This is a genomic window from Alteromonas sp. G5_S2_22_S1, from assembly GCF_054968525.1.
Genome location: NZ_JBQKUJ010000003.1, coordinates 43195 through 55243 on the forward strand (window position 1 = coordinate 43195; position 12049 = coordinate 55243).

Below are 12049 nucleotides of genomic sequence, written 5' to 3' on the forward strand. Positions count from 1 at the left end.
TTTATGGATATCGCACGCTATTCAATAGACAAACCGGTTAACGTTTGGTTAATGGTCGTCATACTTTTATTAGGCGGCGTATTAGCCATGAGCAAGATTGGCCGCTTAGAAGACCCTGCCTTTACCATTAAACAAGTAAAGGTATACACCAATTACCCAGGGGCAAGTGCTGAGAAAGTAGAGCGTGAAGTAACTGAGCGCTTAGAGATTGCTATTCAACAAATGCCGCAGTTAAAGGAGGTGACTTCTGTCTCTTCTCCGGGATTGTCTGAAATTACGGTTGAAGTGAAAAGCACGTACGATAGTAACCTGCTGCCACAAATTTGGGATGAATTAAGAAAGCGCCTTCGAGACACCGCCAGTTCACTGCCCGCCGGTACACAAGACCCCATAGTGTTCGACGATTTTGGCGATGTATACGGCCTTTATTACGCGCTAAGTGCGCCGGATTTTGACACACGAGAACTTCGCGAGTTTGCCCGCATTATACGCCGTGACCTGCTTACTACAGAGGGCGTAGCTAAGGTTAATGTAACAGGCGTTCAAAAAGAGCAAATTGTGGCGTACATCAACCCCTACCAACTCGCTGGCCTAGGTATTTCTTTTCCTGATCTTGCCGCGCTTTTCGAGGATAACTTGCGCCCCTTTAACGGCGGTCGTATTAAAGTAGACGAAAAAAACGTACGGTTAATTGTAGAGCGCGCCCCTGACAGACTTGAGGAAATATCGAATTTATCAGTGGTTGTTCCGGGCACAAACCGTTCGCTGCGCGTTGCAGACATTGCGACACTAAAACTTGAGCCTGCTGACATTCAGCCAGTTCACGTGCGCTATAACGGTGAAGAAGCCCTTACCCTGTCGGTGTCGGCACTCACCGACGTTAATATTGTAGACGTAGGCGAACGTGTAAACGCGAAAGTAGAAAAGCTGCTGCAAGAGCTGCCCGTCGGTATTACGTTAACCCCAATTTACGATCAAGCCTCGGTAGTTGATGAGTCTGTAACTGGTTTTATTAATAATCTGGTTATGTCTGTGGCGGTTGTTACCCTTACCTTGTGTTTATTTATGGGCTGGCGCTCTGGCGTTGTAGTAGGTGCCGTACTGTTGGTTACCGTACTTGGCACTATTCTCATCATGTGGCTCATGGATATTCAGCTACAACGCATATCCCTTGGGGCTATGGTTATTGCTATGGGGATGTTGGTAGACAACGCTATTGTAGTAGCCGAAGGCATGATGCTTCGCATGGCAACCGGGTCCACCGCAAAAGAATCTGCCAGCTTTATCGTGAAACGCACCCAATGGCCGCTTTTAGGCGCTACGGTAATTGGTATTGCCGCGTTTTCGGGCATTGGTCTCTCTAACGATGCTACCGGTGAATTTCTGTATTCCTTGTTCGCCGTGGTACTGGTATCCCTAATGATTAGTTGGGTACTTGCGGTGACGTTAGTGCCTGTACTTGGTTCATACTTCTACCGTAAAGGCATCAATCAGACAAACAACAATGAGCCCTCGGCCATGCAAAAATGGTTCAAAGGTACGTTGTTAAGTGCGCTGCGGCTACGCTGGATAACCATTGGTGCGTTGTTTGTCATTACTATTGTGGCCTACGGCAGCTTTGGCATGGTTAAGCAAGGGTTCTTCCCGCCGTCTAATGCGCCACTCTTCTTTGTCCATTACTGGGGCCCTCAAGACCGTGATATTCGCGCCACTGAAGAGGTTGCTAAGGAAGCAGAGAAACGCATATTGGAAATGGAAAACGTAACGGCGGTGACCACCTTCATTGGGCAAGGTGCCGATCGTTTTACTCTAACGTATGCGCCTAAAAGTGCTAATGAAAACTACGCATTTTTCATGGTACGGGCTAATGAACTTGAAAATATTCCGGCTATTCAATCGGCGCTTGCAGACAAACTTACCCACCTAGATTTCGATGCAAGCTTTTACATGGAACGCATGCAGTTTGGCCCGGGTTCCGGCGCTAAATTAGAAGCCCGTTTTTCTGGCCCGGATGCCGACGTTCTGCGACAGCTTGCAGAAGAAACAAAAGCCCGGCTTTTTGAAGATGGACAGGTTAAAGATATACGCCATAACTGGCGCGAAAAAGGCTTTGCCATTAATACGCAATACGACAACTACAATGCAGGAATTGCTGGGGTTTCCCATAGCGACTTCAGCCAAACCATTCAGTACGCAAGTAGCGGCGTTCAGCTAGGTACGGTGCAAGACGGCGACTATGCCTATAGCATTGTTGCGAAAATGGGTAAGGCCGAAGACACCGAATTGCAGTCTATCCGCGAATCGCAAGTGTGGAGCACCCAACAGCGCCAGTACGTGCCTTTTACACAGGTTTCGCAAGGTTTAGAGCTGATGACGGAAGAAATGCGCATTCACCGCCGCGACCGCGTTCGCACTATTACTGTTGAGGCGGAGCCTGGCGATGATGAAACCGCAGCCAAAGCGCTAGCTCGCATTCGCCCAGTAATTGAAGATATCGACCTCCCGCAGGGCTATTCACTTGAATGGGGCGGCGAATTTGAAAGCTCAAGCGATGCGCAAAAGGCCCTCGGTGCTAGCCTACCTGCAGGGTTCTTAGTCATGTTTATTATTTCCGTGCTCTTATTCGGACACGCCCGTCAGCCGCTTATTATTTGGCTTGTGGTGCCTATGGCGATAGTGGGTGTGGTTACCGGTTTGCTAGCCACCGATATGCCGTTTGGCTTTATGTCGCTGTTAGGCTTCTTAAGTTTATTTGGTATGTTGATCAAAAACGCCATAGTACTAATTGAAGAAATTGACCTTCAAATAGAAGAAGGCTTAGCGATACGACAAGCCATTGTTGAAGCGACGATAAGTCGAGTACGCCCGGTTTCACTAGCGGCGGTGACAACTATTTTAGGAATGGCGCCGCTATTATTCGACGCCTTCTTTGCTGATATGGCGGTGACGATCATGGGCGGATTAGCGTTTGCTACTGTGCTTACCCTTATCGCGGTCCCCGTGCTTTACAGCTTGCTGTTTAAAGTAAGTTATCGCAAAAGCTAGCGTTTGCACAGAACGGGCCTCTCTGCTGGAATTTCCATAAACTCCGGCAGGGAGGCTGCTACCGTTATAGGGCGTTCCCTATATTTGATTGGCGTGTACTTACCTAGCGCTTAGCCTCTACCCTACTTTGCATAAACTTCATCACATCGCGCCACGACACCATGCCTACCGGGTGACTATCTCCATCGATGATGGGAATACAGGAAATTTTATGATTGTTAAAAAGCGTAATGGCCGCAAACACGGAATCACTTGGGTTAAGCGTTATCACCTCCCGCGTCATTATTTGATGTGCCCGCTTATCTAATGTTGCTCGGTCAAGTAAGCGCTCGCTAAGCGTATCGACAAAAGGGCTAATCGACTTCATCAGGTCTCTATCAGAGATAATACCCTGTAGTTTATTGTCGTGAACTACCACAAGGTGATGAAAACCTGTCGCAGCAAATAGCTCCCTTAGCGACTGTAAACTATCATCCATGTGAACACTGACAACCCGTGTAGACATGATATTCGCTATGCCCATCGATACTCCTTGTTTAGTTGAAACCAATAATATGGTGCGACTTCCACAATGACTACAGGTAGCTCATTCGTGAGCGCTATCTTATTTTTAACCCACGTACAAATATAACCGCATTACTTATATTAGGCCATTATGCATACGGATTTTCGCCCAATGAAACAGCGACGCAAAATAACCTTAAATCCAATTCTAGCTGATGGTAATAGGGTTCCATGTAACAGCAGAGTTTATAGAATGCTTTGTTGTGCTCTTTTTCTTTAAAATGCGCTAATTCGTGAACGACAAGTGCTTTTAGTAATGGCTCGGGCGCACACAACAAGTCACTATTAATGGCTAAATCATGCTTACGCGTTTTGCCCTGCATACGATACGTGTGCGTGCCTAACGCGTTAGTTACCATATCACCTTGCTTTTTAAACGCGGCCCGTCCAAACGGTGGAGCGTTTTTTAAATACCGCTTTTTAACATCGGTGGCATACTGATAAAGCAACTTATCAGTCGTAATAGCATGGGCTTTGGGATATTTTTTCAACAAGTAGCTTTTTAGCCGATTGTCCGAAATTAGTTGTAGGGCTTGTTCTACAATAGTTGAAGGGTAGCCATTAAAATACCGCGCATATTCGTTCACGTTTGTTTCTCCTTTGCACAGAGAATTATAAAGCATTTAGACGTTATGGATAGGGCTCGCTGTTTTAACTGGCACTTTTCAACTGGCGCTTTTCAAATGGGGTTATAAAAGCAAACAGTTTTTAGATTTTATTGATAATTGCGATGAATATAGAACATCTTAAGCTTTTCGTGCGTATTGCTAGCACTGCGAATATCAGCCTTGCTGGGCGAGAGCTCAACATATCTCCTGCCGTGGCAAGTGCCCACATTGGCAAACTTGAAGACACCTTGGGTGTTCGGCTTATTCATCGTACGACGCGAAAAGTATCGCTTACCGACGAAGGCAAACAATTTTTGCCCCACGCACAAGAAGTGCTAGATAGTATTGAAACGGCCCAAGCGGCGGTTGGTAGCGGAGCGCAAACCCCGCAAGGTACGTTGCGGGTAACCGCGCCAGCGTCGTTTGGTCGTATGCATTTAGTGCCTGCCATCAACGAATTTTTAAAACAATACCCAAAACTGAACATCGACTTCCGATTTAGCGATAGCATTTTAGATGTGGTAGAAGGCGGGTTTGATGTGGCGATTCGCGATGCAGAGCTAAAAGACTCGAATTTACATGCAAAGAAACTCGCCGATGACAAGCGTATTATCGTTGCTTCTAAAAGCTATATAGAAGAAAACGGCGCGCCACAAACGCCGGCCGATCTTAAAAATCATAAAATCGTAAATCTTACCGGCTTAGAAGTGTGGGGCTTTAAAGGAAGCCACGGCACTATCTCTATTAAAACACCTAATCACCTGCGAATGGACAATGGAGAAGCCGTACGCGACGCCTGTATTGAGGGCTGCGGTTTAACACTAACCGCCACTTGGTGCAGCTACCCGTATCTAGAAAATGGCGAGCTTGTACAAGTATTACATGACTACCCGCTTGCCACCGACTGTGCCCTGTGGGCTGTTTATCCCACCAACCGTTTGCTTGCTCCAAAGGTACGCGCATTTATTGATTATCTAGCCGAACGCTTTAGTGGCACACCATACTGGGATGAAAAACTCAGTGGAATTGTAGCGTAGAACACGCCACCATTTTAATTGCGTTATTTCATGTATCTCGTCGGTTTTTAAAACAAAAATAGGAAATTTTTAATGTGTTCTTGCGTTTCTTTACTATGCTTGAAATAGCTAAAATTCTTACAACGATGAAATTGTTAGCGATAGTAGAAACAACCATCAAACTGGGAAAAAAGATGATAAATAAGCCGTTCACTTTCATTGCGGCCGCAGTAAGTATACTCGTTGCGCAATGCGTTTCAGCAGATCAAGAAAAGCTGAAAGTTAGCGGGTTTGGTACCCTAGCATCTGCCACTGCCGATACCCGAATTTACCAGTTTCGCAACGACCGTTCACAAGCAGAATATGCAAAAAAAGACGGCTTTGCGTTTAAACCACTAAGTTTAATCGGCGTACAGCTCGATTACAGCGTTTCAGATGACCTAGATTTCGTAGGGCAATTTGTTTATCGAGAGCAAGATGAGCAGAACATAGACTCTATCACTCAAATGGCTTTTTTACGCTACGACATTACTCCATCCTGGCAGGTAAGAGCGGGAAGGCTAGCAGCAGATATCTTCCATTTCAGTGACACCAGAGACGTTTCCATTGCCTACCCTTGGGTAAAAGTCCCGACTGAAGTTTACGGTATTGTTCCAGCGCGAAGTTTTGATGGGGCTGATATAAGCTATTTAAGGCGTTATCGCGATTTTAATCTCTCGGTAAAAGGTTTTTGGGGCGAAGGAGAAAGCGACTTTTCTAGCAATACCTTTGAGCCTATTACTTTTGAGAACCTGCGCTCTCTTGGGATTGAGTTAACGGCGTTTGATTGGAGTGTCGCGTTAAAACACACGCGAACTGAAGCTGAAAGTGACAATTTTGACACCGCCTTTGTGGCAGAAAACGTAGCCCAATTGCAGCCGTTTTGGAGTGGCGCTGTCGATTTTTCAAATTCACTAAAATTGCGCAACGCTACTATTCAATATACCTCACTTTATGCCAATCGCTTTTTGGGTGATTGGGAGGTGTCTGGCGAGCTGTCTCATATTGACTCGGAGTCTATAGCGCTAAGACCCTCTTTTAATGGCTTTCTAAATGTTAGTTATCTTTATGGTGCGCACACCTTTTACGGCCTCTTTTCATTCGCAAAAACAGACGCCTATTTCCTAAGCAAAGAACAGCCTAATTTCCCTATCATCCCTGCTACTGCTGAACTAGCTATTTTTGTTGAAGAGGTGGCAAGCACACTGGCTCACAATCAACAAACCATATCGATCGGCTGGCGCTGGGACTTACGCGAGAATTTAGCGTTCAAAGCCCAAGTCGAACGAACTGATATAGATGCACGGGGGACGGGTCTTAGAGCCAGAAATGGGCTCGTTGTTGATGATGAAGAAGGCATAGCGCACACCCTCTTCCTTGCTTTAAGCTTTAGCTTTTAAGGGGGCATCATGAAATTTTTTAGCCGCTCCCCCTTGATCGTTACAGTAGTGCTTTTATTTACTAGCTTTTCTTGTGCAGCACAGGTATCAGACACAATTGTGGTTGTTACTAATCAAAAGAATGACGTGCAGATATTAGATAAAAAAGGCTTAATTGACCTTTTTATGGGCAAGTATTCAGCGTTTCCTAACGGGAAGCAAGCAACCCCCATTGATGTTGAATTAGATGCAAAGCTAAAAGCTCAATTTTACCAAGCATTAGTTGGGTTACCGCTGGCCCGTGTTAACGCCTATTGGTCTAGATTAAAGTTTTCCGGGCGAGTGAAACCTCCTGCAGTTGAGCAGACACTAGATGATGTTAGACAGCGACTTGAAGCTGATGAGTCGGCCCTAGCCTATGTTTATGAGTCGTCTGTTACCGACAAAATGAAGGTAGTATATCGTTTTGATTAATGTTCAGGGTTTAGGCTTTCGTTTCGCACTTTTTTTGGTGATTGCTGCGATGCTAGTGGTGCTGACCACCGCAGAGTTTTTTTATCGCGCCACCTACAAACATGAAATTAGTGAAGCGAACCAAGATATCAAAGAGCTTTACCGAACTGTTGGTGCAACCGCATCGATAGCGGCTTTCTTAGAAGATGAAGACCTGGCTAAAGAGGCGATTAATGGTTTAGTTAAGAGTGATAAAATTTTAGCGGCCTCTATTAAAAGTGACGCCCTTTATTATCAATTCAACGTTACAGAAGCGATCAACTTAAATTCTGAGCCTCGGGTATTTTTAGTACGGCATCCGTTTATACCTGAAGAAACATTAGCGGAAGTAAACATATACCCAAACTTTGATCATATTATCCGCCAAGCTGAGACAATCAGTACCGACAATAGCTATTCGCTATACGTGGAAGCACTTGTCGTAGGTATTGTTGCGTTAATTATCGCCTACTACATCATAATTTTACCTATGCTCCGCGTTAGCCGCTCCTTGCACGAAATTACCCCCGGCACAACACAGCGCATTGCTGTGCCAGATTATCACGCCCGCAGTGAGATAGGCGTATTAGTCGATGATACCAACCAGCTATTAAGCAAAGTGGAGGAGCAGTTCTCTCAAGAGCGGCAGCTAAGAGAAGAAATCGAATTTTTGGAAAAACGCTTTAGGATGCTGTTCGAAAATGCCAAAACTGCAACCGTTTTAATGACGGAAAACGGGGTTATCGAGCTTAGAAACCAGGCATTCAATGACTTGGTAGAAAAGGTTGGCCTTGGAATTAAGCAAGGCTATGGCGAACTACTCGAAGAGTTATTTGAAAACGCAACGTTGATGAAAGCCTCACTCAAAGAGGCCTTTGCACGAAATGAATTCGCTACCGGCGAGTATAAACTCGTATCTGCGGTTAGCGATAACGTCACGTGGGTGCAATTAATCGCAAGCCCGCTGCTGACCGACGAAGGCGAGCGTTACTACCAGCTTACGTTAAATGACATTTCAAGCCGAAAACAAGAGCTTCAAAAGCTAGCGCTGCAAGCGGACTTCGATGCTTTAACTGGCATTTATAACCGAAATGGTGGTGAAAAGCTTATTGCTAAGTTGATGAGAAAAGAGCATCTCTTTGCGTTAGCGCTTATAGACTTAAACGGGTTCAAAGCGGTTAATGACATTTACGGCCACGACGCAGGCGATGAAGTACTTATTTTCGTTGCTGAACAGTTGAAAGAAAATATACGCAAAAATGACGTAGCAATACGATGGGGTGGCGATGAGTTTGTTCTGTTACTTCAAGCGGAAGATGAGACGTCAGTGCAAAAAGTCATAGAAAAGGTGAACAACGGGGTAAAGCAGCCCTTCTACTTTAATAATGATACCAAGCCTACCGTAATTTCTATGAGCGTGGGCGTTGCTTTCTACCCGCAAACAAGTAGTAACACCCATGCGCTCATAAAACTGGCGGATATTGCTATGTATAAAGCGAAACAAAATAAGATAGCGGCTCCAGAGGACTACCTTATCTTTGCTCATTCAGAAAAACCAAAAGCCGAGTAGATTCAACTCGGCTCTCAGTATTAGCGCATACATAAATGTGCATTAATGCTTTGGGATTTTAGGTTATTGAGTGCTTGGCGTCTAATAGGCCACAGCTGTTCCATCGTCTTGATGCTACAAAGCTTCAACCCAAGTTACACCAACATAGCGCCTACTCGCTAATCGTTTTACCTAACATACGTTTAAGCGTACCATCTTTATCAACAAGATGGTGCTTTAATGCGCCAGCAATGTGTAGCAATAAAGCGACAATCACGGTATAACCTAAGTAAAAGTGGATAGCTGCGCCCGCTTTTGAAAGCTCATAATTTATGGGTAGTGTTTTTTCTGGGTCATCAACACTAAAGTTAGGAGCAAATACCTCTACACCGAAAACAGATAAACCATGACCACCCAATACAGAAGCCATTAGCCCCGAAATTGGCATTAGAAGCGTTGATAAAATCAGTACCCAGTGCACGACGGTAGCAAGCTTGTGCTCTAAGGGTTTGTAGTTCGCCACAGCGGATGGCCAGCCGTTTTTCATACGCCAAACCACGCGGGCTAACGCTACGAACAACAATAAGAAGCCTATGGCTTTATGCCAAGGATAAAGCGTGTATACACCGTTTTCCGCCATATAAATGCCCGTTGCGAGCATTCCAATAATGGTTAGTCCAACTAACCAATGTAAAAATACAGTTGTGGTAGCAAGTTTCGTGTGACTATCGTACTGCATGCTTTCCTCACTTTAACAATTTTTGTTAAGAACTACGTTTTCCGTAAAGCGTATCTCAACAAGTGCTGATTCCCCCACACATTGTGAGGGAAACGGTAAAAGTTAAAAAGCAATTTTTAGGCCGTTTATATAATAAAGTTCGCAAATACTAGAAATGAGACGGCTATCCAACGTTTTATTCTTTTCTATCAAAAATAGAATTGATGAGAGCCGATATTAATGCGCAGAAATGATCGCCTCCATCTCTTCGATAAGCTTAGTTACGTGTGCGGGGTCATTCGCGAAGAGACTGTAACTGAGCAAAAGTATTGTGATCGTTATCAAAATATTCACCAGAAACTTCAGCAAAGCGTTCAGAATAAATGTTTATATTTTGCTTTCACCTCAACAGCAAGTTGCTTTACGTCATCAAACAATGAAAGGTCTGCTTGAACAGCGGCAAATGTACTTGCTGGGTATTGGGCTTCTAGCGCGCCTTTAATGTTGTCTAGCTTCGCTTTACTCCTGCCGTGAATAATAATGTTATGACCTTCTTTACCCAACATCTTCACGGTTTCTAACCCTATTCCATCTGTCGCGCCCGTTATTAATACTGTGTTCGAAACATGGCATGTTGCTCATATACATCAACAGCCTTTTCGTTAGGTTACCAATCAAGCTTCCCTGCGATAATAGTGACTTTAGTTAAAGCAGCTTCAATCAAATCTATATAATACTTACTTTCAATTGCACCGTTTTCAACATGCTTATATCGCCAACAGATTATTTATAAAAAACCATCTAGCCAGCGCGATAAATAACACTTAGACTGCGGGGACAAAAATAAAAACGACAGGTATTACGCCCTCTATTGGTAGCGGCGTTCGCCATTGTTTGGGTGCTGAGCAATTAAAAGTCATTACCATGCTTAAACTGGTGAAGCTGGCTTAATAAGCACGCAAACAATGAGGTACTTTTCAATTTAGTAACAAGGGTTCTCAATTTAATGTCACAACAAAAAGTAGGTTTAGTGGGCTGGCGCGGTATGGTTGGCTCAGTATTAATGCAGCGCATGCAAGAAGAGCAAGATTTCGCGCACATTGAGCCCACCTTTTTCACTACCTCTCAAAAGGGTATTGCAGCACCAAATTTTGCTGGCAAAGATGCAGGTGTTTTAGAAGATGCGCATGATATCGAGGCGCTCTCTAAACAAGATATTATTATTACTTGCCAAGGCGGCGACTATACCAAAGCGGTTTACGACGACTTGCGGGCATCAGGCTGGAAGGGCTACTGGATTGACGCTGCATCAGCACTACGCATGAAAGACGATGCAGTCATTGTACTAGACCCAGTGAACCGCAAAGAAATTGATAGTGGCATTGAAAAGGGCATTCGCACTTATGTAGGCGGTAACTGTACCGTGTCACTTATGCTATTGGCACTAGGCGGCTTATTTGAGCAAGACTTGGTTGAGTGGGCATCGCCAATGACCTACCAAGCGGCGTCGGGCTCTGGTGCTAAACACATGCGTGAATTAATTAGTCAAATGGGGGCCATTCACGCTAATGTAAAAGACAAAGTGGAAGATCCGGCTACCGCTATATTGGATATCGATCAACAAGTATCTGAATTTATTCGAAGCGCAGAATACCCAAGCGAGCAGTTCGGTGTACCACTTGCCGGAAGCTTAATTCCGTATATCGATTCTCAGCTTCCTTCAGGCCAAAGCCGTGAAGAATGGAAAGCCCAAGCAGAAGCCAATAAAATTTTAGGTATCCAAGGCAGTGAAGTACCTATTGATGGTATTTGCGTGCGTGTAGGTGCTATGCGCTGTCACAGCCAGGCAATTACGCTTAAGCTAAAGAAAGACTTACCCGTTAGCGAGATTGAAAGCATTCTTGCAAAGCACAACGATTGGGTAAAAGTTATTCCTGATGACCGTGATGCTACCATGCGGGAACTTACGCCAGCGAAAGTTACCGGTACCCTGTCTATTCCAGTAGGCCGTATTCGTAAGCTCAACATGGGGCCAGAATATATTTCTGCGTTCACCGTGGGCGACCAGCTGTTATGGGGCGCTGCTGAGCCACTTCGCAGAATGCTGCGCATCGTGCTTGAGCAGAACTAGTCGCTAGTTTTCTATTTATTAAAAATTAAAACGCCTTGCGACGTGAATTGAACACAAGCAAGGCGTTTTTGTTGATGACGTTGGACCTTTAGTGGCGTAAGACAGATTCCTGTAAACTAAGCTACGTCGATGAGTCTATTTCGCCGACTCAGACCAAACAGCAAGCTCATTGCCGCCGGGCTCGACAAAGTGAAAGCGACAACCACCAGGGAAATCAAATAGCGGCTTAGTAATTGTACCGCCCGCATTTTCAATATTATGCTGTGCGTCAGAAATGTTAGGAGTATACAGCACAAGCAAAGGCGCCCCGCTTTCCGCTTGCGTCACTTGCTCAGCAGCAAAAATCCCACCATCCAAACCGGCATTGCTAAACGCACTGTATTCACGACCATAATCGGTAAAGCACCAACCGAACGCGGACGTAAAAAACGTTTTAGATGCGGCTAAATTTAATGAAGCAAACTCTACGTAGTTAAGTTTAGTGCTCTCATGCATTTTCTCTTCTCCT

The 12049-nt window shown here is 44.9% G+C and carries 11 protein-coding genes; 6 read left to right on the top strand and 5 right to left on the bottom strand.

From position 1 onward, the window contains the following. Nucleotides 1-3 precede the first annotated feature (3 nt). A complete protein-coding gene (locus ACTRWF_RS04515) occupies nucleotides 4-3045 on the top strand; it encodes an efflux RND transporter permease subunit (RefSeq protein ID WP_020743201.1) in 3042 nt (1013 codons plus the stop codon). 103 nt (nucleotides 3046-3148) lie between these two features. On the opposite strand, the gene ACTRWF_RS04520 is transcribed toward ACTRWF_RS04515, so the two are convergent. Further along, the gene (locus ACTRWF_RS04520; RefSeq protein WP_015066716.1) at nucleotides 3149-3568 is read right to left on the bottom strand and encodes a CBS domain-containing protein; all 420 of its coding nucleotides are present in this window, start codon (nucleotides 3566-3568) and stop codon (nucleotides 3149-3151) included. A gap of 130 nt (nucleotides 3569-3698) precedes the next feature. Then, the gene (locus ACTRWF_RS04525; protein WP_462835168.1) at nucleotides 3699-4196 is read right to left on the bottom strand and encodes a YgjP-like metallopeptidase domain-containing protein; all 498 of its coding nucleotides are present in this window, start codon (nucleotides 4194-4196) and stop codon (nucleotides 3699-3701) included. Nucleotides 4197-4339: 143 nt separating this feature from the next. Between ACTRWF_RS04525 and ACTRWF_RS04530 the strand changes: the two genes are divergently transcribed. From ACTRWF_RS04530 to ACTRWF_RS04545, 4 genes are all read left to right on the top strand, one after another. Beyond that, a complete protein-coding gene (locus tag ACTRWF_RS04530; protein ID WP_462835169.1) occupies nucleotides 4340-5254 on the top strand; it encodes a LysR substrate-binding domain-containing protein in 915 nt (304 codons plus the stop codon). Between the two features lie 173 nt (nucleotides 5255-5427). Beyond that, complete coding sequence (locus tag ACTRWF_RS04535; RefSeq protein WP_462835170.1) at nucleotides 5428-6672, top strand: hypothetical protein; 1245 nt, start codon at nucleotides 5428-5430, stop codon at nucleotides 6670-6672. A gap of 9 nt (nucleotides 6673-6681) precedes the next feature. Beyond that, nucleotides 6682-7125 carry a type 2 periplasmic-binding domain-containing protein gene (locus tag ACTRWF_RS04540; protein WP_015066712.1) on the top strand — a complete coding sequence of 148 codons (444 nt, stop codon included), beginning with the start codon at nucleotides 6682-6684 and terminating at the stop codon, nucleotides 7123-7125. Continuing rightward, entirely contained in the window at nucleotides 7118-8713 is a 1596-nt protein-coding gene (locus ACTRWF_RS04545; protein ID WP_462835171.1) for a diguanylate cyclase domain-containing protein, read from the top strand. The genes ACTRWF_RS04540 and ACTRWF_RS04545 overlap by 8 nt, the downstream gene beginning before the upstream one ends. Before the next feature lie 151 nt (nucleotides 8714-8864). Here the strand turns inward: ACTRWF_RS04545 and ACTRWF_RS04550 are convergent, their stop codons facing one another. Then, nucleotides 8865-9431: a cytochrome b gene (locus ACTRWF_RS04550; protein WP_020743197.1), complete on the bottom strand. Its 567-nt coding sequence runs from the start codon at nucleotides 9429-9431 to the stop codon at nucleotides 8865-8867. Between the two features lie 353 nt (nucleotides 9432-9784). Then, nucleotides 9785-10018, bottom strand: coding sequence for an SDR family NAD(P)-dependent oxidoreductase (locus ACTRWF_RS04555; protein ID WP_462835236.1), 234 nt, complete (start codon nucleotides 10016-10018; stop codon nucleotides 9785-9787). Between the two features lie 398 nt (nucleotides 10019-10416). Here ACTRWF_RS04555 and asd point away from each other — a divergent pair, with 398 nt between their 5' ends. Further along, nucleotides 10417-11541, top strand: a complete 1125-nt coding sequence (gene asd, locus ACTRWF_RS04560; protein ID WP_020743195.1) for an aspartate-semialdehyde dehydrogenase — start codon at nucleotides 10417-10419, stop codon at nucleotides 11539-11541. A 135-nt stretch (nucleotides 11542-11676) separates the two neighbouring features. Here asd and ACTRWF_RS04565 read toward each other — a convergent pair whose 3' ends face one another. Next, nucleotides 11677-12036 carry a VOC family protein gene (locus ACTRWF_RS04565; protein WP_462835172.1) on the bottom strand — a complete coding sequence of 120 codons (360 nt, stop codon included), beginning with the start codon at nucleotides 12034-12036 and terminating at the stop codon, nucleotides 11677-11679. Nucleotides 12037-12049: the final 13 nt, after the last annotated feature.